The organism is Pseudarthrobacter sp. MDT1-22, assembly GCF_054511035.1.
Genome location: NZ_JBTNDK010000004.1, coordinates 1 through 25,162, shown reverse-complemented (window position 1 = coordinate 25,162; position 25,162 = coordinate 1). Strand labels below are relative to the sequence as shown.

24 protein-coding genes are annotated in these 25,162 nt (G+C 65.5%); 17 read left to right on the top strand and 7 right to left on the bottom strand.

Annotated elements, in window-relative coordinates; all coding sequences use genetic code 11:
- Window positions 1–25: 25 nt before the first annotated feature.
- Genes ACX80M_RS04740 through ACX80M_RS04730 form a run of 3 tightly spaced genes read right to left on the bottom strand, consistent with a single transcriptional unit; the run spans window position 26 to window position 2,994 of the window.
- Window positions 26–1,057, bottom strand: coding sequence for an aminoglycoside phosphotransferase family protein (locus tag ACX80M_RS04740; RefSeq protein WP_252607886.1), 1,032 nt, complete (start codon window positions 1,055–1,057; stop codon window positions 26–28).
- The gene (locus ACX80M_RS04735) at window positions 1,054–1,782 is read right to left on the bottom strand and encodes a VIT1/CCC1 transporter family protein (protein WP_252564829.1); all 729 of its coding nucleotides are present in this window, start codon (window positions 1,780–1,782) and stop codon (window positions 1,054–1,056) included. The genes ACX80M_RS04740 and ACX80M_RS04735 overlap by 4 nt, the downstream gene beginning before the upstream one ends.
- A 51-nt stretch (window positions 1,783–1,833) precedes the next feature.
- Window positions 1,834–2,994, bottom strand: a complete 1,161-nt coding sequence (locus tag ACX80M_RS04730; RefSeq protein WP_459309098.1) for a DUF4439 domain-containing protein — start codon at window positions 2,992–2,994, stop codon at window positions 1,834–1,836.
- A 106-nt stretch (window positions 2,995–3,100) separates the two neighbouring features.
- On the opposite strand from ACX80M_RS04730, the gene ACX80M_RS04725 reads away from it, so the two are divergent.
- From ACX80M_RS04725 to rbfA, 5 genes are all read left to right on the top strand, one after another.
- Window positions 3,101–3,715: a ribosome maturation factor RimP gene (locus ACX80M_RS04725; RefSeq protein ID WP_252613667.1), complete on the top strand. Its 615-nt coding sequence runs from the start codon at window positions 3,101–3,103 to the stop codon at window positions 3,713–3,715.
- Window positions 3,715–4,695, top strand: a complete 981-nt coding sequence (nusA, locus tag ACX80M_RS04720; protein ID WP_058929500.1) for a transcription termination factor NusA — start codon at window positions 3,715–3,717, stop codon at window positions 4,693–4,695. The genes ACX80M_RS04725 and nusA overlap by 1 nt, the downstream gene beginning before the upstream one ends.
- A 170-nt stretch (window positions 4,696–4,865) precedes the next feature.
- A complete protein-coding gene (locus ACX80M_RS04715; protein WP_252575299.1) occupies window positions 4,866–5,243 on the top strand; it encodes a YlxR family protein in 378 nt (125 codons plus the stop codon).
- A gap of 152 nt (window positions 5,244–5,395) precedes the next feature.
- Window positions 5,396–8,320 (top strand): translation initiation factor IF-2, encoded by a 2,925-nt coding sequence (infB, locus tag ACX80M_RS04710; RefSeq protein ID WP_252600025.1) that lies wholly within the window; start codon window positions 5,396–5,398, stop codon window positions 8,318–8,320.
- Between the two features lie 291 nt (window positions 8,321–8,611).
- Complete coding sequence (rbfA, locus tag ACX80M_RS04705) at window positions 8,612–9,121, top strand: 30S ribosome-binding factor RbfA (protein ID WP_104063111.1); 510 nt, start codon at window positions 8,612–8,614, stop codon at window positions 9,119–9,121.
- A gap of 73 nt (window positions 9,122–9,194) precedes the next feature.
- Here the strand turns inward: rbfA and ACX80M_RS04700 are convergent, their stop codons facing one another.
- Window positions 9,195–10,292 (bottom strand): ScyD/ScyE family protein, encoded by a 1,098-nt coding sequence (locus ACX80M_RS04700; RefSeq protein ID WP_459309094.1) that lies wholly within the window; start codon window positions 10,290–10,292, stop codon window positions 9,195–9,197.
- A 181-nt stretch (window positions 10,293–10,473) separates the two neighbouring features.
- Between ACX80M_RS04700 and ACX80M_RS04695 the strand changes: the two genes are divergently transcribed.
- Window positions 10,474–10,959 (top strand): nucleoside deaminase, encoded by a 486-nt coding sequence (locus ACX80M_RS04695; protein ID WP_058929495.1) that lies wholly within the window; start codon window positions 10,474–10,476, stop codon window positions 10,957–10,959.
- A 12-nt stretch (window positions 10,960–10,971) separates the two neighbouring features.
- Here ACX80M_RS04695 and ACX80M_RS04690 read toward each other — a convergent pair whose 3' ends face one another.
- Complete coding sequence (locus ACX80M_RS04690; protein ID WP_252600028.1) at window positions 10,972–12,138, bottom strand: pyridoxal phosphate-dependent aminotransferase; 1,167 nt, start codon at window positions 12,136–12,138, stop codon at window positions 10,972–10,974.
- Between the two features lie 69 nt (window positions 12,139–12,207).
- Between ACX80M_RS04690 and truB the strand changes: the two genes are divergently transcribed.
- The 10 genes from truB (at window position 12,208) to ACX80M_RS04640 (ending at window position 22,270) form a co-directional block, all read left to right on the top strand.
- Window positions 12,208–13,191 (top strand): tRNA pseudouridine(55) synthase TruB, encoded by a 984-nt coding sequence (truB, locus tag ACX80M_RS04685; RefSeq protein WP_252611168.1) that lies wholly within the window; start codon window positions 12,208–12,210, stop codon window positions 13,189–13,191.
- Window positions 13,192–13,193: 2 nt separating this feature from the next.
- Entirely contained in the window at window positions 13,194–13,547 is a 354-nt protein-coding gene (locus ACX80M_RS04680) for a hypothetical protein (protein WP_248761780.1), read from the top strand.
- Window position 13,548: 1 nt separating this feature from the next.
- Entirely contained in the window at window positions 13,549–14,019 is a 471-nt protein-coding gene (locus ACX80M_RS04675) for a hypothetical protein (protein WP_248761779.1), read from the top strand.
- 185 nt (window positions 14,020–14,204) lie between these two features.
- Window positions 14,205–15,188, top strand: coding sequence for a bifunctional riboflavin kinase/FAD synthetase (locus ACX80M_RS04670; RefSeq protein WP_459309090.1), 984 nt, complete (start codon window positions 14,205–14,207; stop codon window positions 15,186–15,188).
- Between the two features lie 40 nt (window positions 15,189–15,228).
- Window positions 15,229–16,083, top strand: coding sequence for a tryptophan 2,3-dioxygenase (kynA, locus tag ACX80M_RS04665; protein ID WP_058929490.1), 855 nt, complete (start codon window positions 15,229–15,231; stop codon window positions 16,081–16,083).
- Window positions 16,084–16,091: 8 nt separating this feature from the next.
- Window positions 16,092–17,339 (top strand): kynureninase, encoded by a 1,248-nt coding sequence (locus tag ACX80M_RS04660; RefSeq protein ID WP_374209891.1) that lies wholly within the window; start codon window positions 16,092–16,094, stop codon window positions 17,337–17,339.
- A 230-nt stretch (window positions 17,340–17,569) separates the two neighbouring features.
- A complete protein-coding gene (gene rpsO, locus ACX80M_RS04655) occupies window positions 17,570–17,839 on the top strand; it encodes a 30S ribosomal protein S15 (protein ID WP_056348417.1) in 270 nt (89 codons plus the stop codon).
- A 249-nt stretch (window positions 17,840–18,088) separates the two neighbouring features.
- Entirely contained in the window at window positions 18,089–20,317 is a 2,229-nt protein-coding gene (locus ACX80M_RS04650; RefSeq protein WP_459309223.1) for a polyribonucleotide nucleotidyltransferase, read from the top strand.
- A 116-nt stretch (window positions 20,318–20,433) separates the two neighbouring features.
- On the top strand, window positions 20,434–21,777 hold the full coding sequence (locus ACX80M_RS04645) for a M16 family metallopeptidase (RefSeq protein ID WP_252611172.1): 1,344 nt from the start codon (window positions 20,434–20,436) through the stop codon (window positions 21,775–21,777).
- A gap of 31 nt (window positions 21,778–21,808) precedes the next feature.
- The gene (locus tag ACX80M_RS04640) at window positions 21,809–22,270 is read left to right on the top strand and encodes a DUF1579 family protein (protein ID WP_252611174.1); all 462 of its coding nucleotides are present in this window, start codon (window positions 21,809–21,811) and stop codon (window positions 22,268–22,270) included.
- 56 nt (window positions 22,271–22,326) lie between these two features.
- Here ACX80M_RS04640 and ACX80M_RS04635 read toward each other — a convergent pair whose 3' ends face one another.
- Window positions 22,327–22,608 carry a hypothetical protein gene (locus ACX80M_RS04635; protein ID WP_252613663.1) on the bottom strand — a complete coding sequence of 94 codons (282 nt, stop codon included), beginning with the start codon at window positions 22,606–22,608 and terminating at the stop codon, window positions 22,327–22,329.
- Window positions 22,609–22,815: 207 nt separating this feature from the next.
- Between ACX80M_RS04635 and ACX80M_RS04630 the strand changes: the two genes are divergently transcribed.
- The gene (locus tag ACX80M_RS04630) at window positions 22,816–23,955 is read left to right on the top strand and encodes a helix-turn-helix transcriptional regulator (protein ID WP_252611178.1); all 1,140 of its coding nucleotides are present in this window, start codon (window positions 22,816–22,818) and stop codon (window positions 23,953–23,955) included.
- Between the two features lie 12 nt (window positions 23,956–23,967).
- On the opposite strand, the gene ACX80M_RS04625 is transcribed toward ACX80M_RS04630, so the two are convergent.
- On the bottom strand, window positions 23,968–25,162 hold a 1,195-nt coding region (locus tag ACX80M_RS04625), incomplete at its 5' end, for an HNH endonuclease signature motif containing protein (RefSeq protein WP_459309086.1).

Here is a 25,162-nt window from a genome sequence, read left to right as displayed (position 1 = left end):
TCCTGCCCGGGAGGGCACCCGCCGCTCAGCTGTCGCCCTGCCCCGGCTCAGGCAGGGCGTGCGCCGAGGGGAGACCATCGAGGGTCCGCCCGGCAAGGGTGCTGGCCACCCAGAGTGACCGGGCCAGATCTCCCTGGTGGCGCGGCAAGGACGCGTAGCAGAGGGCGTTCTCCACTTCGCGTGCCACGGCCCACTGGCGCGCAGCTTCGGCGTCGAGGCCGGCCGCGGCGCTGAAGTCCTGGCACCGCCGCCTCAACCCTCCGGCCGGATCGCTCCGGGGCAGGTCGCCGAGACGGTTCCACAGCAGCGGTGCCACCGCGAACTCCGGTTCGCCGATCATGGGCTGCGGGTCGATGGCGACGAAGGCCTCCCCGGGCAGCCCTCCGCTGATGGTGTGGGGCCGGGCCAGGATGTTCAGGAAATGCAGGTCCGTATGGACCAGGACATCGCGGCCCGAGCGGCGGCCAACGGCGCCGCGGGTCTGGCAGACTTCCAGGGCCGCCTCCAGTAGCCAGCGCGGGAACGGGCGGCCCTGCTGTTCCCAGTCGGCGGGCAGGTCGTCGCTCCATTGTTCGGCCCGCCCGGCGATGTGATCGAACTCCTGCCACTGCGGCCGGCCGTCCGGCACCAGGCCCAACTGCCGCATGGTGCCGCCCCACGCCACCGCCGCTTGATCCAGCGGAAGGGTCTGGAGCGAGGAGTCCGGATTCAGCCGCTCCAGCAGCATGGCGCACGTTCCGGCGTCGGATTCCAACAGCCGGACGGCGCCGGAGCCGCCCCAGAGTGCCAGCGCATGGCGTTCCATCCGTGCCTCATCGTGGGGAAACGCTATCTTGAGCGCCGCCGGTGTCCCGTCCGTCCGGCGGACTGGAACCACCACGCCGCCGTGGCCATGCCACGGGAGGGCGCCGGCTTCCAGGTCAACAGCCAGTTCCCAATGCTCCAGCCGCCCCTGCACCAGTCCCGGGAGGGAGGAAAGCCAGGCCCGTCCCGCGCTGCTGTGGCTGAAACGCCCGCTGAGGGCTGGCGGGATCGGCACGCCAATCTGGACACTCACAGGACGCCGCTTGCGCTAAGCAGGTTGCCGATGGAGAACGTGGCAGCCAAGGCCAAAGCCCCGCCCGCCACCACCCTGGCGGCGGCCCGCAGCTTCGAACCGCCGCCGATCCAGGCGCCCAGCGCCCCGGTGGCAGCGAGTGCCGCCAGCACGGCCGCGAACGTCAGGGGGACCCGGATGTTCTCCGGCGGCAGCAGGATGGCGGCCATCGGCAGGATGGCGCCGGTGACGAACGCAATCGCCGAAGCAAAGGCTGCATTCCAGGGGCTCACAATGTCTGTTTCGTCGATGTTCAGTTCGGCGGAGAGGTGCGCGCCCAGGGCATCGTGGGCCGTCAGCTCCCGCGCTACTTTCCTTGCTGTGTCCAGGCTCAGCCCCTTGCCCTGGTAGATCGCCGCGAGTTCCTCCAGCTCTTCCTCCGGCTGTTCCTGCAGTTCCAGGCGCTCCTTTTCGATCAGGGCCCGCTGGCTGTCCTTCTGGCTGCTGACGGACACGTACTCGCCCAAGGCCATGGATACAGCTCCACCCACCAGGCCGGCCGTGCCGGCGACGAGGATCGGTCCGGACTGCGTGGTGACACCGGCGACGCCCACCACGATTGCGGCGACCGAGACGATGCCGTCATTGGCACCCAGCACGCCGGCTCGCAGCCAGTTCAGGCGCTGGGCGACGTCGTTTTGGTGGGGCTCATTCTCATGAAGGGCGGGGGCGCCGGCACTGTCCATGCCTCCAGCAAAGCATTAGTGCCTGCGCCTGGCCAGTGTGCCGTGCCTTGGCTACGAATTGCCGGGAGTGCTGGTTGTGGAAGTCCCCGGAGTTGATACAGGCTCCGGCAGTGGCGGCAGGAGTGCTTCGTCCAGGACCATGCCGGGGACCGGGCCTGGCGACGCACGCCAATGGACGGTCCGCCGGGCCGCCGACTGAAGTGCTGAGAGTGCCCATACGCGTTCGCGCCCCTCGCTGAGCGCCACCACGTCGCCGAGTACCGGAAGTGTCCCCGCCTCCAGGGTTCCCAGCCCCGCTGCAGGGTCGGCCAGGAACGCCGGGCTCAGGACATAGCCGGGCTGCCTCGGGGGTACCGTGGCGCAGCGGGACCTGCCCATGGCCTCCGCTTCGCCCCGGAGGACGCCGTGCTGGGCCAGGAAGGTCGACGCCGGAGCAGCGGCCCCGGAGTTAAGCCTGGTCAGCGCGGCCTGGTACGCGTAGACCAGTTCCAGCTCGCCCTGCACGGCCGAGGCCAAGGCTGAGCCGAGGTCCGCGCCAGTGCTGGCGGCGGGGTCGGCTGCTTCGCCGGCACAGCCGGCGGCTACTGATGCCGAAACAGGCAGTGTGGGCGCCGGCGATGCGGGGGAGGAGGGGCCAGACCCCGGGAGCGCAGCCAACGCAATCCCGGTCGCCGAGGCCAGGTCCTCTGCAGCCAGAAGCTGGGCAGTTCCGGTGCCGGCGAGAAGGCGGGCCATGCCGCCGTCGGCCGTTTCGGCATCGTGGAGCCGCTGTGCCCCGCTTGCCTGGAGGGCAGCGGCGAAGTCCGCGGTGGTGGACGGCCGCGTGACGGTGGCCAGCGCCGTGGACGGGGCAGGGACGGGGGCAGTAGCCGCACGGTCCAGGGCAGGATCGCCGGCCGCATCAGCCGGCAGCATCAACGCGCGGGCCTGGACAGTCAGCAAAGTCACAATCCGGGCAAGGGCGGCCGCTTGTGGGGCCGGCGCAGTGGCGCCGGCAGTGCCTTCGAGGTCCAGGCCAGCGGCCCTGAGGTTCAGGGAATCCGCGAACGCGGATGCCCTTGCCTGCTCGGAAAACGGCGGCGCCGCAGGCGGGGACGGTTCGCGGGGGATGAGCACCAATCCGAGGCTCACCACCAGAAGGGCGGCCAGCGCAAAAACGGCGTACTGGAAATAACGCCTGCGGCCGCCGGATTCCTGCGTGTCGTCTTTCACAACAGACCATGTTCTCACGCCTGATGCGAATCTTCGTGCACCACTGTGGCCGGAAAATCGTTAGGCTAGTAGTCACAACATCATCTATTGGAAGGCGGCCGGCATCGTGAGTAATGCAGAAGCCACGACTTCATCAGACGCTACCGGAACGGGTACCGCTGTTGCTGCGCCCGCCAACAATCCCGAAGCCGTCAGGCTCCGGGCGCTGTTGGAACCGGCGGTCCAGGCCAACCGCCTGTACCTCGAGGACGTAACCATCCTGGCCGGTTCACACCGCGTGGTCCACGTGGTGGTTGACCTGCCGCAGGAGGAAACCGGCGGCGTAAACCTCGATGTCATCGCTGACATCTCCAGGGTCCTCTCCGACGTCCTGGACAATGATCCCGCAGACGACGGGCGCCCCTACGACCTCGAGGTTTCCTCCCCGGGCGTCGCGCGTCCCCTCACCGAAGTCCGGCACTGGCACCGCGCCCGGGGCCGGCTGGTCAAGGTCAACGTCATCCAGGGCGAAAACGTCACCGGCAGGGTCCAGTCCGTGGACGATTCCGGCGTCACCATCATCCCGGAGATCGCCGTCAAGAAGGGCATGAAGCCCAAGCAGGGCGAGCCCCAGATTCTTCCTTTCGACAGGATCCGTAACGGAAAAGTCGAGATCGAATTCAGCCACCTCGAAGAAGCTGGTCTGGAACCTGAGCACAATGGACCTTCTGAGGAGGCCTGATGGATATTGACATGAGCGCGCTGAGACTACTGGAGCGTGAGCGCGAAATTCCGCTGGACCTCCTGATCCCCACCATCGAGCAGGCGCTCCTGGTGGCGTACCATAAATCGCCCGGCGCCTTCGAGAAGGCCCGGGCCGAGCTGGACCGCAAGAGCGGCCACGTAACCATCTGGGCAGTGGAGATCGACGACGACGGCGCCCCCATCGGCGAGTTCGAGGACACGCCTGCCGGCTTCGGCCGTATCGCGGCGAGCACCGCACGCCAGATCATCCTGCAGCGCCTGCGCGACGTCGAGGACGACGCCATACTGGGTGAGTTCAAGGGCCGCGAGGGTGAACTTGTGGCCGGCCTGATCCAGCAGGGCAACAACCCGCACATGATCCAGGTCAACCTGGGTTCGGTGGAGGCCCTGCTGCCGCCGCCCGAACAGGTGCCGGGGGAGAAGTACATCCACGGCAACCGGCTCCGCGCCATCGTTATCGATGTCCACCGCGGCACCAAGGGCCCGTCCGTCACCCTGTCCCGTTCACACCCGGGCCTCGTCCGGAAGCTCTTCGAACTGGAGGTCCCGGAGATCGCGGACCGCTCTGTGGAGATCGTGGCACTGGCCCGCGAGGCCGGCCACCGTACCAAGATCGCGGTCAAGGCCCACACCCAGGGCATCAACGCCAAGGGCGCCTGCATCGGCGAAATGGGTTCCCGCGTCCGCGCCGTTATGACGGAACTGAACGACGAAAAAATCGACATCGTCGACTTCAGCGAGGATCCGGCAACGTTTATTGCCAGTGCACTCTCCCCTTCGCGTGTGAATTCGGTCACTATCGTGGACGAGGCCACCCGCTCCGCGCGTGTGGTGGTCCCGGACTACCAGCTCTCGCTGGCCATCGGCAAAGAGGGCCAGAACGCCCGGCTGGCGGCCAAGCTGACGGGCTGGCGAATCGATATTGTCTCGGACGCTGCCCCGGCGCGCGAAAGCTAATCCGGTTCCGGGGCTTCGGCCGGCGGCGGATACCTCCGGCCGAAGCCCCGGTTTCGGGCAGAACTGCCCGGAGGGGCTAGAATAGACATGACCGCGCCTAACGGCCGGTATTCGTGTGCCCTGAGAATTCCCGTTCCGCCGATGCGGTTGGGGCCTCAGGGCCGGCAGTTATGAACGTCAGGAAGATACTCACCGTGGCAGAAGTGCTTCACACCGAGGATCAACCGCAGCGTACCTGCATCGGATGCCGGAAGCAGGCACCGCGGTCTGAGTTACTCCGGCTCGTCGCCGAAGGCAGCGGTTCCACCGCAGTGCTGGTAGACGAACGACGCCGGATGGCTGGCAGGGGTGCATGGCTGCACCCCAGCGAAGCGTGCCTGGCCCTGGCGGTCAAGCGGCGAGCATTCGGAAGGGCCCTCAACGGCGCAACCGGGTCCACCGCCGTCGAACGCCGGATCATGGCAGGCAAGCAGGACGCCGGCCCGTTGCAGGTACCCCTGGTAGCTGCAGCAAAAACCGTCCAACCTGAAAGCGGGTCAGAAAACTGATGGAAACCCGATGAGTTCCCAGCGATGAGTGCGCAACGATGACAACTTTGTTGCGCTCTGCAATGGGCCCTGTAGTTGCAACCGCGGCTGGGGCCCGCAGTAAGAAGTAGACGGTTCGTGCCTGGCTCGGTGCGGACCGAGACAGGAGAAATGTGGCCAAGGTCCGCGTACACGAGCTTGCTAAAGAGCTCGGTATTACTTCCAAAGATGCAGTAACCAAACTGCAGGAACTGGGCGAATTCGTTCGCTCCGCTTCTTCAACCATTGAGGCCCCGGTGGTGCGGAAACTCCGCAACGCCTACCCCGACGCAGCTGCCAAGACCGCAGCTCCGGCAGCCGCGCCCAAGGCGCCTGCCCCGTCGGCCGACACACGACCGGCAGCACCTGCTCCGGGCCCCGCAGCTCCCTCAGCCCCGGCGGCACCAGCTGCTGCGGCTCCGGCTGCACCCGCTGCCGTTTCCGCAGCTCCGGCAGCACCTGCCGCAGCACCGGTTGCGTCAGCCCCGGCCGCAAGCGCACCGTCCACCGGCGCCAAGCCCGGTGCCCGTCCGGCACCGAAGGCTGAAGCCCCGGCCGCACCGACCCGCTCCGGCGGATCAACACAGGGTGGTTCGCAGGGCGGCTCCGCACCGCGTCCCGGCGGTCCCCGTCCGGGCAACAACCCGTTCGCCACGTCCCAGGGCATGCCCCGCGGCCGCGGTGGCGACGGAGAGCGTGCTCCCCGTCCGGGTAACAACCCGTTCGCTCCTTCGCAGGGCATGCCCCGCGCGGGTGGAAGCCGTCCCGACGGCGACCGTCCGGGTGGTCCGCGTCCCGCGGCCGGTGCCGGTGGTCCCCGTCCGGGTGGTCCGCGTCCCGCAGCCGGTGCCGGTGGCCCCCGTCCGGGTGGTCCGCGTCCCGCAGCAGGCGCCGGCGGCGCTGGTGGTCCGCGTACCGCGGGTGCCGGTGGAAACCGTCCTACTCCGGGCATGATGCCCAACCGCACTGAGCGTCCCGCACCCGCTGGTGCAGGCCGTCCCGGTGGCGGCGCCCGTGGTCCCGGACGTCCGGGTGGCGCTCCAGGCACCGGTGGCGCACCGGGTGCCGGTGGCGGCGCTCCGGCCGGCGGTGGCTTCGGCAAGGGTGGCCGCGGTCGCGGTGGCACCCAGGGTGCTTTCGGTAAGGGCGGCGCAGGCCGCGGCAAGCAGCGCAAGTCGAAGCGTGCCAAGCGCCAGGAACTCGAGCAGATGAGTGCCCCGTCGCTGGGTGGCGTGAGCGTACCCCGCGGCGACGGCAACACCGTAGTCCGACTTCGCCGTGGCTCGTCCATTACGGACTTCGCCGACAAGATCGAGGCGAACCCCGCAGCACTGGTGACGGTCCTCTTCCACCTCGGCGAAATGGCCACGGCCACGCAGTCGCTGGATGAAGAGACCTTCGCACTGCTCGGCGAGGAGCTTGGCTACAAGCTCCAGGTTGTCTCGCCGGAGGACGAGGAGCGCGAGCTGCTCTCCGGTTTCGACATCGACTTCGAAGCAGAACTCGAAGCCGAAGGCGACGAAGACCTTGAGGCACGTCCTCCGGTTGTCACCGTTATGGGCCACGTTGACCACGGTAAAACCCGCCTGCTCGATGCCATCCGCAAGTCCGACGTTATGGCGGGCGAGCACGGCGGCATCACGCAGCACATCGGTGCTTACCAGGTCACGCACACCCACGAAGACATCGACCGTAAGATCACCTTCATCGATACTCCGGGCCACGAGGCGTTCACCGCCATGCGTGCTCGTGGTGCGAAGGTCACCGACATCGCCATCCTGGTGGTCGCAGCGGACGACGGCGTAATGCCGCAGACCGTTGAGGCACTCAACCACGCGCAGGCTGCAAATGTGCCGATCGTGGTGGCTGTGAACAAGATCGACAAGGAAGGCGCCAACCCGGAGAAGGTCCGCGGCCAGCTGACCGAGTACGGCCTGGTTCCCGAAGAATACGGTGGCGACACCATGTTCGTGGAGGTCTCTGCCCGCCAGAACCTCAACATTGACGAGCTGCTCGAGGCTGTCCTGCTCACCGCGGACGCTGCCCTGGACATGCGCGCCAACCCGAACAAGGACGCCCGCGGTATCGCGATCGAAGCCAACCTGGACAAGGGCCGCGGTTCCGTGGCCACCGTCCTGGTGCAGTCCGGCACCCTGCGTGTCGGTGACACGATCGTGGCCGGTACGGCTCACGGCCGCGTCCGCGCCATGTTCGACGACGACGGCAGTGTCCTGACCGAGGCCGGCCCGTCCCGCCCCGTGCAGGTTCTGGGTCTGTCCAACGTGCCGCGCGCCGGCGACACCTTCTTTGTGACCGCTGACGAGCGCACCGCCCGCCAGATCGCCGAGAAGCGTGAAGCAGCCGACCGCAACGCCGCCCTCGCCAAGCGCCGCAAGCGCATCAGCCTGGAAGACTTCGACCAGGCCGTGGCCGACGGCAAGATCGACACCCTCAACCTCATCCTCAAGGGTGACGTGTCCGGTGCCGTGGAAGCCCTCGAAGACGCACTGCTCAAGATCGACGTCGGCGAAGGCGTGCAGTTGCGCGTCATCCACCGCGGCGTTGGTGCTATCACGCAGAACGACGTCAACCTGGCAACGGTCGACAGCGCCGTTATCATCGGCTTCAACGTCAAGCCTGCCGAGCGGGTTGCCGAACTGGCAGACCGCGAAGGCGTGGACATGCGCTTCTACTCCGTCATCTACGCAGCAATCGATGACATCGAGATGGCCCTCAAGGGCATGCTCAAGCCGGAGTACGAAGAGGTCCAGCTGGGCACCGCCGAGGTCCGCGAAGTCTTCCGCTCTTCCAAGTTCGGAAACATCGCCGGTTCCATCGTTCGCTCGGGCATCATCCGACGCAACACGAAGGCGCGCATCAGCCGCGACGGCAAGATCATCGGTGAGAACCTCACCGTTGAGACGCTCAAGCGCTTCAAGGACGACGCCACTGAGGTCCGCACGGACTTCGAGTGTGGTATCGGTCTTGGTTCGTTCAACGACATCACCGAGGGCGACATCATCGAGACCTTCGAGATGCGCGAAAAGCCGCGCGTCTAGGGTTCGTTGCTTGACGGGTCGGGGGCGTCGGATTTTTCCGGCGACCCCGCCCTTTCCGCCGCAGAGGGGGCCCCGCCCCTACGACGGACGGCCAGCGATCTACGATCGTTGGCCGTCCGTCTCCGGCAGGCCCGATGCCACTCCCGGGCCCCCTCAACGGCTCCAAAGGGCCGCCGGAAAAACCCAACGGGAGTCCGTCGTAGACTCGCCTTTAGTGCGTGGCAGATAACTGAAACGTGCGACGTGGCCCATTTGGCCGCCGTCGTACATCCCAAATTTTTAGGAGTGGAAATGGCTGATCCCGCACGGGCTGCCAAGTTGGCGCAGCGGATTAAGGTTGTTGTTGCTGAGGCCTTGGGCCGGAAGGTTAAGGATCCTCGGCTGGAGGGCATTACTGTTACTGATGCCCGGGTGACCAATGATCTGCAGCATGCCACGATCTACTACACCGTTTTCGGCGACCAGGCTGTGCAGGCCGATGCTGCCAAGGGCCTGGAGAAGGCCAAGGGTGTGCTCCGCCAGGAGGTGGGGCGCAACGTGACTGTCCGCCTGACGCCGACGCTTGAATTTGTGGCGGACCAGATCCCCGTCGTTGCCTCAAACCTGGAGGACCTGCTCCGGGCCGCCAAGAAGCGCGACGCCGAGGTGGCTGCGCTGGCCGAAAACGCCAAGCACGCCGGCGAGGCCGACCCGTACAAGAGCGACATTCCCGCCGATGTGGAGATCGATGAGGACGACTTCGACGAAGAGGATATTGACCTCACCGACGACGAAGACCTCGACGAAGACGCCAACAAGTAGCTTGACGCGAAGAAGGCCCGGACCCGAAGTTGGGTCCGGGTCTTTTTCGTCTGCGGGATGTTCCCTGCGTTTCCTACCGGATACTGGCCTTCAGGACCGTTCCCGCGGTGAGGTCAGCGAAGCTGAAACCGGCTGTGGCATAGAGGGTTTTCCCTCTCAGCTCCACCGCGGCAGGACCGTCGACGGCCAGGAACTGTGACTGTTCGCGGGTCCAGGCGTCGATCCTGACGATCTCATTGCCGAACATGGAAGCTGCGTAGACGTCCCCACTGCCGGATACGGCTATGCCCGTGGGGCTCAGGATCTCATCGGCCCACAGGTGGATCGCCCCGGTCCATGGATTGACCCGGAAGATGGCACCGCGGTGGCCCAGGGAAGGATCCTCCGGACCGCCCGGCAGCGACGAGACGTACAGCCAGCCGTCGGGGCCGATCTCTACATCGGTGGGCACCGGTTCAAATGCGTAGTCGTGTCCGACAACGCAGGACGGGAAGCCAACAGCCGAGGCAGCCTCTGCAGTGGCTTCCGCCGGACGCGGAGGCAGGACCGCGAGGGTGGAAGTCTCCCCGGTGGCGGCGTTGACCTTGAGGATGGCATTCATCCCGGCGTCGGCCACGAAGACGGTATTGCCATGAACCGCTGCGGCATAGGGGTGTGAGTCGACCGCCCCGGAGTATTGTGCCGGCGGGAACGGCGCCGTAATTTGGGCCAGGCACTCGGCGGTCACGTCGGATCCGAAGCCGTAGTCCTGGAATCCGTCCGGGTTGTTCTGACGCTCGTAGGTCGCGAGGTCCACAATGGTCCTGACCTCCCCGCGCCTGTCGATTGACTTCAAATAGCCGGCCAGTGCTGTGGGATCTCCGCCGCCTCCCCCGACGCTTTCGACGAAAAACGTGGTGGTGCCCCGTGTCTCAACACCGCCAACGTCCCAGCCCGCATTCGTGTAAACGTTGGTCGTTTGCCCGTCATCCTCGACGCGGTCCAGCGTGCCCGCAAAGTTCTGCGTGATGAGGACGCTCTTGCCAGGACCCAAGGCCAGGCTCAACGGCGTCATCAGGTGCTCCGCCAGGGTTTCGGGTCCGGACGGTTTCTGCTTAGCCGTGGCGGGCGCGACGGGGATGATCATCGCCGCTGCTGCCAGGCACGCGACGATCGGAAACTTCTTGTTCATTGGATCCTCCGGAGTTGACGTGCACCCCGTCGCCGGGGCCTGGCCTGAGACCAAGTCAAAGCGATCCGAACTGCCCCCGGCGCTAGGTTAGTCCCGCGAAAGCAATGACGTCGACGGCATTTCCCCCTAATGTGCCCCCTATTTTGAACCGGAAAACCTGGGTCATGGCTAGGATCTAGTTATGACGCAGGCGAGCGACAACCACGAGGCCACCCGATACCTGGAACAGGCCATTGAGCTGGCTGTCCGGAACGTCTCCGACGGTGGCGGCCCGTTCGGTGCGCTGGTTGTGACCCCGGATGGGCGGGTCCATGAAGGCACCAACCGGGTCACCCGGGACAACGACCCCACCGCGCATGCCGAAGTGGTGGCAATCCGCGCTGCGGCAGCCGCAGGCGCCACGTTCGACCTGAGCGGCGCCGTGCTCTACACCAGCTGCGAGCCGTGCCCGCTGTGCCTGTCAGCCGCACTGTGGGCGCGGATTGATCGAGTCTATTTTGCGGCCGACCGCCATGGTGCAGCCGCGGCCGGTTTCGACGACGCCGTGTTCTACGAGTATTTCAACGGCACGCGTCCGGAACTTCTGCCGGTCGCCCAAACCGCCATTCCGGCGTCGGACGCTCCGTTTGACGCGTGGCGCCGCAACACGAAACGCAAGGATTACTAACCAGGTGCCGGATCATGAATCCTGGCGTTCAGGCAGCCTGCCGACACCCTCCACCAAATCGTTGCGGGTACCGCACAGCGCGATCCGTACCCAGCCCTCGCCGATCGAGCCAAAGGCAGTTCCCGGCGCAAGCGCAACGCCGGAATCGGCCAGGAACCTGCGGGCCCAGCTGCGGACGTCCCCGTCGCTGACATGGGAGACGTTGGCCCACAGATAGAAGGCTCCCTGTGCACTCAGGTACGGGATTCGCTTGTCCTCCAGCACTGCTGAGGCCGCGTCCCGGTTGGCCCGGTAGTGGTCGTGGGCGTGACCGACGTAGTCCTGCGGGCCTGTCAGTGCCGCGAGCGCGGCGTACTGCGACGGCGAGGCAACGCAGGAGACAATCGCTTCCATCACGTTGTTCATCTTCTGCTCCAGCCCCGGCGGACAGACCAGGGCGCCGATCCTCAGGCCGGTGAGGCCGTACGTCTTCGAGAGAGTCAGCGACGTGAACACGCGCGCCTCGCCGGGCACGTCGCTGTCGAACCGGGCCGGGCTGACGTGGGGGACGTCGTAAGTGAAGGCCTCGTAGCATTCGTCGGAAATGATCCAGAGATCGCGCTTGCGGGCCAGGTCCACAAGTTGCCGGGTCAGGTCCTCGCCGAGGACGGCGCCCAGCGGGTTGGACGGGGAATTCAGGATGAGCACCCGGGTCCGGTCCGTGATGAGCGCTTCAATGTCCTGGATCCGCGGCTGGAAGTCATGCTCGGGATACAGCGGGTAGCCCACCGGCACGGCATTCAGGAGCCGGCTGGTCATGGCGAACGTGGGGTAGCCGGGGTTCGGGATCAGGATTTCGTCGCCGGGGGAGAGCAGGAGGCTCATGGCGAAGTGCAGGCCCTGTTGCGCTCCGTCCACCACGTAGACGCGCTCGGCACCGAGGCCGGTGTTGAGTCCGGCGCGTTCACGGAACCGGGTGGCGAACGCTTCACGGAGGGCCGGGATGCCGGCGTTGGGCGTGTAATTCGTTTCGTCCCGGTCGAGGCACGCCATGCCGGCTTCCAGGATGTGGCGGGGGAGCGCGAAGCCCGGCTCGCCGATGCTCAGGACGATGGCCCCGGGAGTATGCCAGGCGGCCTCGGTGATTTCGCGGATCTGGTTGACGGGGACGTCGCGCGCGTGCGCCGCAAGCTCAGGCATGGATGCCATCCTAGCCGCCACCCGCGCACCTGGGCGGGGTCCGTCGCCAGCGCCGATATACTGGGAAGCGTGCTTTCTGGACTGGTGATAGTGGACAAACCGCAGGGATGGACCAGCCATGATGTGGTTGGTCGGATGCGGCGTCTCGCCGGGACCCGGAAAGTGGGGCACGCCGGCACCCTTGATCCCATGGCTACCGGCGTCCTGGTGGTCGGCATCAACAAGGCCACCCGGCTCTTGACCTACATCGTGGGCACGTCCAAGACGTACACGGCAACCATCCGGTTGGGCCAGTCCACTATCACGGACGACGCCGAAGGTGACGTGATTGCCGCCGTCAGTGCCGCCGCCGTCGCCGATGAAGCAATTCACGACGGCGTCGCCGCCCTCACGGGTGAAATCCAGCAGGTGCCCAGCAGCGTCAGCGCCATTAAAGTCAACGGAGAACGTGCCTACGCCCGGGTCCGCTCCGGTGAAGAGGTAAAGCTCGCGGCGCGCCCGGTCACCATCCACCGTTTCGAAGTTCACGCCATCAACCGGGAAGCGGGCGGCGACGTCGTGGACATTGATGTCACCGTTGAGTGCTCATCCGGTACCTATATCCGCGCCCTCGCCCGTGACCTCGGCGACGGGCTGGGAGTGGGCGGCCACCTGACCGCCCTCCGCCGGACCCACGTTGGCCCGTACTCGCTGGACCAGGCCCGGACGTTGGAACAGCTGGCCGAGGAGCTGAATGTCCTGGAGATGTCCCAGGCTGCCCGGGCACTGATGCCTAACCGCGAACTCACAGCGGAGGAGGCCAGAGAGATTTCCTTCGGACGCCGGATCGCAGCGGGAGCGGAAGCAGGAGATCCCGCGGCTGCCACCACTGAGCACCCGGCAGCAGCGTTCGCGCCGGACGGCAGCCTCGTGGCGCTCCTGGCGGACTCCGGAAACTTTGCCAAGCCTGTCCTGGTATTCGCGCCTGGCAACGGTGCGTCAGAAAAAACTGCGGCCCGGAATGCTGCGCCCGAGAATGTTGTGCCTGAAGATGCTGCGGGCGGGGACGCTTAGGCATGGACGCCTATTTCTACATCATCCTGGTGGTCGGCCTGCTCTCCAGCGGAATCTGCCTCGGTGCCGGCATCCTGAAAAAAGCCCCCAACGATCTCACCATCCTGTCCGTTGCCGCCGTCGAGCTGGCACTGCTGGTTTACCTGGTGGGTTCGATCGTGCGGGTGATCGCGGGCGAACCGATTGCCGGGGAAGCCTGGGAATTCTGGGGATACCTGGCCACGGCGATGCTCCTGCCGCCGGCAGCCGTGTACTGGTCCATCCTGGAACGGACCCGCTGGAGCAACTTTGTCCTCGCCGCCGTCGGTGTCACGGCCTTGGTGATGGCCGCCCGCATGAACCAGATCTGGTACTGAAATGGAAGAAGTACGCAACGTGAAAGCACCTCGTTCCGAAGCCGCCCGTGCCAAGGCAGACGCCAAGGCCGGCGTCAAGGACACTCGGAACACCGGCCCCGGACGCCTGCTCATCGCCGTCTATGCAGTGTTTGCCATTTCGGCCACCGCACGCGCCGGTTACCAGATCCTTACCAAGTTCTCCGAAGCCCCGCTCGCCTACCTGCTTTCCGCGTTCGCGGCGCTGGTCTACGTTGTGGCAACGGTGTCCCTGGCCAAGCCCGGCCGCACCTGGTTCAAGATCTCGCTGGCCGCCGTCCTGGTGGAACTTGTGGGCGTGCTGGTAGTGGGGGCGTTGAGCGTGTTTGATTCAGTGGCGTTCCCGCATGAGACCGTCTGGTCCCTTTTTGGCCGGGGGTACGCGTTCATTCCGCTGCTGCTGCCTGTCCTGGGTCTGGTGTGGCTGTACCGGCGCCGGCCGAACCAGCAGTAGACCGCACCAGCGGCAAACAGCACCAGCGATCGGCCGCCGCGGTCGGGCCTCCGGACATGTCCTCGTGTGCCATCCAGTTGGCCCGGCGCCGTCCGGCAGCAGTACTGAATGCGGGTAATCTTAGAGAGTTCCGGCGCCGGTGCGTTCGGAGAGATGTCAGTTTTAGGCAGTAAAAGGCGAGGGTGATGGTCTACATCTGGAACGATCCGTCCGAGGTCCCGGCGGACTTTGGTCCCTCCGTTGTCACTTTCGGCAACTTCGACGGCGTCCATCGCGGGCACCAGCAAGTGCTTTCCGAGCTAATCCGCTCGGCCCGCGTCAACGGGACGAAGGCCGTTGCCGTCACCTTTGACCCGCACCCGGCCTTGATCCACCGCCCGGAGTCCGCGCCTGAAATGATCATGGGCCTGCAGGACAAACTGGTCGCATTGGGGGAGCTGGGCCTGGATGCAATTTTGGTGATGAAGTACTCGCTGAACCTGGCCAGTCTCACCCCTGAAGAATTTGTGAGCCAGGTCCTGGTGGACAGCCTGCACGCCAGCCACGTGGTGATCGGTCACGATTCCCGGTTCGGCCGGGGCAACTCCGGTGACCTTGACACCATGAAGCAACTGGGCGAAAAGTTCGACTTCGACGTCCAGGTCATCAGCGAGTTCGGTTCGGAAGGCTACCCGCTGCATGACGACGACGGCACCGACCGCCGCTGCTCCTCCACCTGGGTGCGTGAAGCATTGCAGGAAGGCGACGTCGCCACCGCCGCCGCGGTGCTGGGACGACCGCACCGCATGCGCGGGGAGGTTGTCCACGGTGCTGCCCGCGGCCGCGTACTCGGGTTCCCCACCGCTAACCTTGCCCACGAGGCCACCGGGTTCATCCCCGCGGACGGCATCTACGCCGGCTGGCTGGTGGACCAGGCGGGCACTCGCTGGCCGGCGGCCATCTCGGTGGGGTCCAATCCCACGTTCGACGGCGTCAGCCGCCAGGTCGAAGCCCATGTGATTGACCGTCCGCACGAGGCCGTGGAGGATTTCGATCTGTACGGCCAGACAGTAGTGGTCGAATTTGTGGCCCGGCTCCGCGGCATGGTGGCATACCGTGGGCCGGAGGCGCTTGTTGACCAGATGCGTCTGGACGTTATTCAGGCCCACGATCTCCTGGTGCGGCGCTGACCCGGTCCCACCAGCACCGAACACCCAGAGAGGCAGCACCGTGGCCGTCGAGAAGAACACCCGCAAACTGGACAAAGGCATAGTCCGCGATTTCAGTTCCCGGATGAGCTACGCGTCCTACCTCCAGCTGCCCACCCTGCTCAGCGCACAGCAACCTGTCAGCACGCCCGAACACCACGACGAGCTGCTGTTCATCATCCAGCACCAGACCACCGAGCTGTGGCTGAAGCTGGTGCTGCACGAGCTCCGCAGCGCCGCGGCCTGGCTGCGCGCAGACGATCTCGGCTCCGCGCTCAAAGGCATCGCCCGGGTCAAGCACATCCAAAAAACCCTGACGGAGCAATGGTCCGTCCTGGCCACGCTGACGCCCACGGAGTACTCCCAGTTCCGCGGGTTCCTGGGCAACTCCTCCGGATTCCAGTCCAGCCAATACCGGGCCGTGGAGTTTATCCTCGGCAACAAAAACCGAAAAATGCTGCCGGTCTTCGAATCTGACCCGGACGCGCACGCCATGCTGGAGGACGTGCTTAAGGCGCCCAGCATCTACGACGAGTTCCTGGCCTACCTGGCCCGGCAGGGCTTCGACGTACCACAGTCCGTCCTGGAGCGGGACGTCACCCGTGCCCACGAGTTCTGCCCTGAGCTGGTGCCGCTGTTCAAGCACATCTACGAAAACGCCGCCGCTAACTGGGGTGCGTACGAGGCGTGCGAGGAACTGGTGGACCTGGAGGATAATTTCCAGCTCTGGCGGTTCCGGCACCTGCGAACCGTCCAGCGGACCATCGGGATGAAATCTGGAACCGGGGGATCCAGCGGCGCTGCCTTCCTGCAAAAGGCCCTTGAGCTCACCTTCTTCCCGGAACTGTTCGCCGTACGAACGGAGATCGGCCAGTGAGCAGCGCAATGGACGCGAACATGGAGAACCACGACGCCGCCGACCTCCTTGAGCAGGCCGCGCAACTGGATGCAGGCGACCCGTTGGCGCGCTACCGCGGCCTCTTCATCGGGACGGACACGGACCTTTCCTACCTCGACGGCAATTCCCTGGGCCGCCCGCTGAAGCGGACACAACGGGACATCAGCACCTTTATCGGGGAAGGCTGGGGCGGCCGGCTCATCCGTGGCTGGGATGAGGAATGGCTGGACCTGCCCCAGACCATCGGCGATCAGCTGGGCCGCGCTGTCCTCGGCGCAGCCCGGGGCCAGACCGTCATCGCCGACTCAACCACGGTGGTGCTCTACAAACTGATCCGCGCCGCGCTGGCCACCGTGGCTGACCCCGCCCGCACAGAGTTCGTCCTGGACACGGATAACTTCCCCACGGACCGCTACCTGGTCGAGGGCATCGCCCGCGAGGAAGGCCTGACCCTGCGGTGGATCGAAGCCGATCCTGCGTCCGGAGTCACCGTCGAACAGGTGCGGGACGCGACCGGCCCGGCCACCGCCGTCGTACTTCTGAGCCACGTGGCCTACCGCTCAGGCTTCCTGGCCGACCTTCCGGGCATCACGGAAGTTGCACACAGCGCGGGGGCGCTGGTGGTCTGGGACGTGTGCCACTCCGCCGGATCCGTGGAGCTGGACCTGGACGGGGCAAACGTGGATTTTGCCGCGGGCTGCACCTACAAATACCTCAACGGGGGACCGGGCTCGCCGGCGTTCGCCTACGTCAATCGCAGGCACCTGCCCGGTCTGAAACAGCCGATCTGGGGCTGGATGGGACGCAAGGACGCGTTCGAGATGGCCGCAGGCTACGAGCCGGCGCCCGGTATCCGGAGTTTCCTCAGCGGCACTCCGGCCATCTTCGGGATGTTGGCCATGCGCGGCACCCTGGACCTCATCGAAGAGGCCGGCATGGCTGCCATCCGGGAGAAGTCCCTGAAACTCACAGCCTTCGCCGTTCAGCTGTTTGAGGCATGGCTGGAACCGGCGGGCGTCGAGCTGGCGTCGCCGCGTGAGCCGGAGCTTCGCGGGAGCCACATCACCGTGGATCATCCGGCGTTCCGGAACGTGACGGCGGCGCTGTGGGAACAGGACGTCATCCCGGACTTCCGCGCACCACACGGGATCCGCGTGGGGTTGTCGCCCTTGAGCACCAGCTTCGCGGAGCTGTTCCGGGGGATGGCCGCCATCCGGGATCAGCTGCGTCGCTGAGCCACGGGCATTTGGTGACGGCCTTTTGGGGACGGCCGCGGCTGACGGCGGCGGCTGTTTCGACAAGATTGCGACGGGGCCGGTAAACTAGCAGATGGATCCGGCTGCAGTCCGTGGCGGCTGGTTCCTGCCATGTGTGGAAATTCCCTGGTTTCCGGGGGATTCCCGCGCGGGCAGACCCGGCAGTGAAGTACTGAATCGGGCCTCACGGCACATCTATAGGAGTTATTGTGGCACTTGACGCCGCTGTAAAGCAGTCCATCATCCAGGATTTCGCAACGTCCGAGGGCGACACCGGTTCACCGGAGGTCCAGGTTGCAGTCCTGACTCAGCGGATCAAGGATCTGACTGAGCACATGAAGGTGCACAAGCACGATTACCACACCCAGCGCGGTCTGCTGGCCATGGTTGGTCGTCGCAAGCGTATGCTCACCTACCTCAAGAACACTGACATCACCCGCTACCGTGCGCTCATCGAGCGTCTCGGCCTGCGCCGCTAGTCAGCTTTAAGGGGCGGCCCCTTCCGTGACGGAAAGGGCCGCCTTCTTCAGAAGAAAAACTAAACAGGAGGATCAACCGCATCACGCATTCGCGGTCCTCGGTAGTGATCCCCGGGAACGGCTTCGAAGAATGAAGCCCCCGGCCCGTGGATCTCGATCGATGACCGGGTGCAGTGCAGGCCAGTAGACAGATGCTGGCCTGGGTTGATGCGGCTGGACTCCGTGAAACAAGAAACGGAGGTGACTCTCTTGGAGGGTCCCGAAATCCAGTTCTCAGAAGCAGTCATTGACAATGGCCGCTTTGGCAAGCGTGTAATCCGCTTTGAAACCGGCCGTCTTGCCAAGCAGGCAGCCGGCGCAGCCATGGTGTACATCGACGAAGACACCGCACTGCTGTCCGCCACCACCGCCGGCAAGCACCCGCGTGAAGGCTTCGACTTCTTCCCGCTGACGGTTGACGTTGAAGAGCGCATGTACGCCGCCGGCCGTATCCCGGGCTCGTTCTTCCGCCGCGAAGGCCGCCCGTCCACCGAGGCCATCCTGGCCTGCCGCCTCATGGACCGCCCGCTGCGTCCGGCCTTCGTCAAGGGCCTGCGCAACGAGGTCCAGATCGTGGTGACCGTCCTGGCCATCAACCCCGACGAGCTCTACGACGTGGTGGCCATCAACGCCTCCTCCATGTCCACCCAGCTCTCGGGCCTGCCGTTCTCCGGCCCGATCGGCGGCGTCCGCGTTGCCCTCGTCGCTGACGAGCACGGTTCACAGTGGGTTGCTTTCCCCAAGCACTCCCAGCTCGAGAACTCTGTGTTCAACATGGTTGTAGCCGGCCGTGTTGCCGGTGACGACGTCGCCATCATGATGGTCGAAGCCGAAGCAACCGACAATTCCTGGAACCTCATCAAGGAACAGGGCGCCACCGCTCCCACCGAAGAGGTTGTCTCCGAGGGCCTCGAGGCTGCCAAGCCGTTCATCAAGGCACTCTGCGACGCCCAGGCGGACCTGGCTGCACGCGCTGCCAAGCCCACCGTTGAGTTCCCGGTCTTCCTGGACTACCAGGATGACGTCTACGCCGCTGTTGAGTCCGCTGCCGCTGAGAAGCTGGCCGCTATCTTCCAGATCGCTGACAAGCAGGAACGCGATGCTGCAACGGATTCGCTCAAGGACGAAGTCACTTCTTCCCTGGCCGGCCAGTTCGAAGGCCGCGACAAGGAGCTGTCCGCAGCATTCCGCTCGGTTACCAAGCAGGTTGTGCGCCAGCGTATCCTCAAGGACCAGATCCGCATCGACGGCCGTGGCCTGACGGACATCCGCCAGCTCACCGCCGAGGTTGAGGTTCTGCCCCGCGTGCACGGCTCGGCAATCTTCGAGCGCGGCGAAACCCAGATCATGGGTGTCACCACGCTGAACATGCTCAAGATGGAACAGCAGATCGATTCGCTGTCGCCCGTCACGCGCAAGCGCTACATGCACAACTACAACTTCCCGCCGTACTCCACCGGCGAGACCGGCCGCGTGGGTTCGCCCAAGCGCCGCGAAATCGGACACGGCGCCCTCGCCGAGCGCGCCATTATGCCGGTGCTGCCGTCCCGCGAGGAATTCCCCTACGCGATCCGCCAGGTGTCTGAGGCTCTCAGCTCCAACGGTTCGACGTCGATGGGTTCCGTCTGCGCTTCGACGCTGTCCCTGCTCAATGCAGGTGTGCCGCTGAAGGCAGCTGTTGCAGGTATCGCCATGGGCCTGGTCTCCGACCAGGTTGACGGCCAGACCCGCTACGCAGCCCTGACCGATATCCTCGGCGCCGAAGATGCTTTCGGCGACATGGACTTCAAGGTTGCCGGCACCGCCGAATTCGTTACGGCCATCCAGCTGGACACGAAGCTCGACGGCATCCCCGCTTCCGTGCTGGCAGCAGCGCTGAAGCAGGCCCGCGAAGCCCGACTGCACATCCTGGACGTCCTGAACTCCGCGATCGACACCCCGGATGAGCTCTCCGAGTTCGCGCCGCGCGTCATCGCGGTCAAGATCCCGGTTGACAAGATCGGCGAGGTCATTGGGCCCAAGGGCAAGATGATCAACCAGATCCAGGAAGACACCGGCGCCGACATCTCCATCGAGGACGACGGCACGGTCTACATTGGCGCCACCAACGGTCCGTCTGCTGACGCAGCACGCTCCGCCATCAACGCCATTGCCAACCCGCAGATCCCGGAAATCGGCGAGCGCTACCTGGGTACGGTCGTCAAGACCACCACCTTCGGTGCCTTCATTTCGCTGACTCCGGGCAAGGACGGCCTGCTGCACATCTCCGAGCTGCGCAAGCTGGCCAACGGCAAGCGCGTGGACAACGTTGATGACGTGGTTTCCGTCGGCCAGAAGATCCAGGTGGAAATCACCAAGATCGATGACCGTGGAAAGCTGTCGCTGTCCCCCGTAGTGGCTGAAGAAGAAGGCGCCGAGAGCGTTGACGCTTNCCACTGACGTGGAGGAGCATCCTCCTCCACACAGCATGAATCGGCGGGGCCGGTGGATGATCCACCGGCCCCGCCGCTGTTACGATGGCAGCCAGATCCGGCTGCCGCTCCTGAAAGGCTTCAATGACTGTTGTACCCCTGCCGCTTGAGCAGAACCAGCCCGGCGACACCCTGGTCCACGGCTCCGACGGCGGCTCCGTTGTCCGGCGTTCGGTGCTGCCGGGCGGCGTTCGGGTGCTCACCGAAGCGATGCCGGGCCAGCGTTCGGCGACCATCGGTTTCTGGGTGGGCGTCGGGTCACGCGATGAAGCCCCGGGCCAGCACGGCTCCACGCACTTCCTGGAGCACCTGCTGTTCAAGGGGACCAAACGCCGCACTGCCCTGGAGATCGCCTCGGCCTTTGACGAGGTGGGCGGGGAGTCCAACGCAGCCACGGCCAAGGAGAGCACGTGCTATTTCGCGCGCGTGCTGGACACGGACCTGCCCATGGCCATCGACGTCATTGCCGACATGATCACCGGTGCCGTCCTGGATCCGGCCGAGATGGAGCAGGAGCGCGACGTCATCCTGGAGGAAATCGCCATGGACAGCGACGACCCCACGGACGTTGCACATGAAAACTTTGTGGCTGCCGTCCTGGGCACCCACCCGCTGGGCCGCCCTATCGGCGGCACGCCCGCCGCGATCCGCGCCGTCGCCCGCGAGTCCGTCTGGGAGCACTACCGCCGTTACTACCGCCCGGATGAGCTGGTCATCACCGCCGCCGGGGGCTTGGAGCACGACGTCGTCTGCAGCCTTGTGGTGGACGCCCTCCACACTGCCGGGTGGTCACTTGAGCCGGATGCCGCTCCGGTGGATCGCCGCTCCACCGAGCGGGCGGACATCACCGGCACAGCCGGGCTGCATGTGGTCAAGCGTGCGGTGGAACAGGCGAATATCATCATGGGCTGCCCGACGATTGTGGCCACCGATGAACGCCGCTACGTCATGAGCGTCCTCAACGCCGTCCTGGGCGGCGGGATGTCCTCGCGGCTGTTCCAGGAGATCCGCGAGAAGCGTGGCCTGGTGTACTCCACGTACTCCTTTGCCTCCTCCTACGCGGATGCAGGCTACTTCGGGATGTACGCAGGGTGCACTCCGTCCAAGGTCCGCCAGGTACTGGACCTGCTGGGGCTGGAGCTGGACAAGCTTGCCGAAGGCGGGATCTCCGACGACGAACTGCGCAAGGCCGTGGGCCAGCTCTGCGGTGGAATTGTCCTGGCACTGGAGGACACGGGTTCCCGCATGTCCCGCCTGGGCCGTGCTGAACTCGTGTCCGGTGAATACCAGGACATCGACGAGACCCTGCGCCAGATCAAGGCGGTCACTGCGCAGGAGGTCCAGGAGCTTGCCAGGGAACTGGCGGCCGCCCCGCGGACTGTCACCGTGGTGGGCCCGTTCGAGGAGACCGAAACCTTCGGTCTCTGACGGGCAGGCTTGCGCCCGCCATAATGAACCTATGAACTTTCCGCAGCCGGGCACGGTGCACGCCGTCCTGGAGAACTTCCTGGGCCATTGGCGCGGCACCACCTGGCTGGACGCGTCGGCCTGGGGGCCCAAGCGCACGGCCTCGGCGGAAATCAGTTACACCAGGGCTGCCGGGGGCTACGCAGTCGTGCAAAGTTACAGACACACCGAAGCTGATGGCACGCACTTTGAAGGCCACGGCGTTTTTACTGTCGACCGTGACCACAACGACATCCTCTGGTACCACGTGGACAGCATGGGCCTACCGCCGGGAGCCCCGGCCCGCTGCACGTGGGTGGACGGTGTGCTGCGCGTCGAGCGCCACAGTGACCGGGGGACTGCCCGCCATACTTTCCGGGTGGACAACGACGTGCTGATCCACACCGCCGAGTTGCGCCTCGGCGACGGCCAGGCCTTTGTCCCGTTCATGAACTCCGAGTGCCGCCGCGTCTGACCCCATCCCGACCCCTGCGCGAACGGACACTTGGGGCCCCTGCAGAATTCCGACCGTCAGCCGGCTGATTCCAGAATCCTTGTCCGCGGAGCGCCGTTCAAGGCTGGCGCTGCGGAAGACGAATTCCACACCCTACTTTTCAGGTTCGCCGGCAATTGCTCAGCCTGGCCGGGTTCGTTGAAATCGAGTTCCACCACCACGTAGTGGGAATCATCCACAGGCTGGGAAATCCGGTGGCCGACGACTCCGGAGGCCGCGCGGTCCACTGGATCCCGGTCGAAGGCTTCTTTCCACATGCCAAAGTCCTTAATGCCATGTTCGATTTGCAGTGTGTACATTGCTAATTCTCCTTAGCTCATCGTGTTAGTTGATCGCACTTATTTGCCTCCGTGCTGTCCAACCCATGGCTCCTGTCCTGGGACAGCCGCACGGTTCCGCTGCGTCGCGTACTGTCACGTTAACTGCCGGCCGATGTGGCCGGTATCCCAGAAATCTGGGGTCTTGGTAGAAAACCCGGCGCTGTCCACAGAGGGCATACTGGGGGAATGACCCCCGGCAGGCCCTGGAACAGGAGCTTTGAACGGATCCGGCTCATCGGCGACTCCGCCCCGGATCACCACTCGTTACGCACTGCCGTGCTCGCTGAGTTGGGCCGGGTGCTTCCGTTCAGTGCTTTCGTGTGGCCGCTCTCAGATCCGCTGACGGCGACGGGCATGTCGCCCATGGCCCGGATTCCGTGCCCGGACGAACTGCCGTTGCTGATCAGGCTCAAGTATCTGACGCAGGCAGGTCGGTGGACGCAGTTGGCGATCAGCCCGTCGCCGGTCACGACGCTGCTGCGCGAAACTGCCGGCAATCCATCACGGAGCCTGGTATGGGATGGCCTGATGAAGCGCTACGGAGTGACCGATGTCCTGTTCGCAGTGCTGGCGGACAAGCACGGTTGCTGGGGTTGGATTGACCTCTGGCGAACGGCGAAGGAAAATCCCTTTACCGCCGACGAAGTGGGATACGTCGCTGCCGTGACGCGTGAGGTCATGCCCGCCCTTCGTCGTTCGATAGCCCGGCAATTTCTCCTGGAGGTGCCTGGCGGACGCGACCCCGTAGGACACGAGGTGGTCCGTACGCGGGCGTCAGCCGTCGGCGAACGTCCTGGGCCGGACTTGCCTCAGCAGGCTGTGCTGACTCTGGATGCGGATATGGCGGTGGTGGGTGGAACGGCTTCGGTGGAGGAGTGGCTTGGACTGCTCCAGGCCGGCCCGCGTCCCTTTCAACGCGTACCGGCCGAGGTCCTCAACGTCGCTGCCCAGCTGCTGGCGCGTGAGGCGGGCGTGGATCGTCATCCTGCGTCCGCCCGTGTGCACATCGGGTCAGGCCAGTGGGCCCTCCTCCAGGCCAGCCGGATGGACTCTACCGGCACGGCGGCCATTCCGCCATTGGCCGTCACCATCCAGGCCTGCCCTCCGGCGGCGAGGCTTGATATGTTCGCCCGGAGCTTCGGGCTGACAACGCGCCAGCGGGAATTGTTTGAGCTTGCCGCCAGCGGCGCCGACACCAACGCCATGGCTGACGCCTTGGGGATCGGGGCCCATACCGTCCAGGATCAGTTCAAGCAGATTTTCGAGACATGCGGCGTCCATAGCCGTGCGACGTTGTTGGCCCTGGCGATGGGAACGGCCCAGTAACCGAAACGCAGTTCAGCTCCGTGCCGGTGGTATGCCCAGGTCCAGGTCCAGGTCGAGTTCCAAGTCCAGGTCCGCGTCCAAGACCGAACCGGTGCTGGTGCCGGCGCCGGGCATGGGGATGTTGGCTGGCCAGTGGGGTGGTTCCCAGTCGGGGTGTTCGCTTTGGTAGTGCCGTCCGGACGGTGATATCCAGCCGGGTGGTTCATTCTTGGTGGCGGTGGTGGGTTTCCAACCGGTGGTGTGTCCCAGTCTGTGGTGTTTGTGGCAGGGTTGGCCGAGATTTGGGATGCCGGTGGTGCCGCCGTGGGCCCAGGCGAGGAGGTGGTCCGCTTCGTTGTCGAGGGACTGGTTGCTGCAGCCTGGGAAGGGGCATTTTCCGTCGCGTAGTCGTAGCCATTGGCGTTGGGCTTTTGTGAGCCGGTAGCTGGTTCTGCCGATTTCCAGGGGTGCGCCGTCGCGGGGATCGATCAGGACGCGGTGGAAGGATTCGGCACCGTCGGCGATCAGGTGGCGGGCCATGGATGGCGGGATCGGCCCGTATCCGTCGAGCATGGCGGGTTCGTCGGTCTGGCCCAGCAGCGCCATGACCGGGACCGTGATCAACACCTGCGCCCGCGGGGATGGAACACCGCCGCTCACGGCGATGCCCCCGGTCTCTTCGTGGCTCGTTTCGCCGGTCGCGCCGCCGCTCTTTTCCCTACCTTCATCACCGGTTCCGCTGCCTGCACTGTTGTTGGTCAGAAGCCAGGTGGCGGCGATGTCTGCTCGGAGCTGGCTGAGGTTCCGGTCCTCATGAGGCCCCTGCAACGCCCTGGCCACTGTGGTGGTGCGGTTCCAGATCCCGGCGGCGGTGTCCGCAGGGAGGTAGGCGGAGAGCCAGGCCATGCCGTCGCGGTCCGGGGCATATTCCAGGCGTCGGTCGGCTGCGCTCTTGATATGGCGTTTTTCGATGCTGACCGGGTGGTGGCGTTCCCGCCAGGTGCGGGCCTTGTGCCGGAACCTTCCGGGGATGAGCTCACCGGCGCGGCCACGTGCCGGATTCACCACGTGAGGGTCCAGGAAATGTGCCTCCAACGCCGCCGCGCCCGGCCTGTCGAGGTTGGTGGTTTCGTCGACCATGATCCGGGCGTGCTGCCACGAAATCGTCCCTGCCTGCAGCGCGGAGAATGTCAGCGGCAGGGCCGTGGTCAGGGCGTGGGCTTCGGCG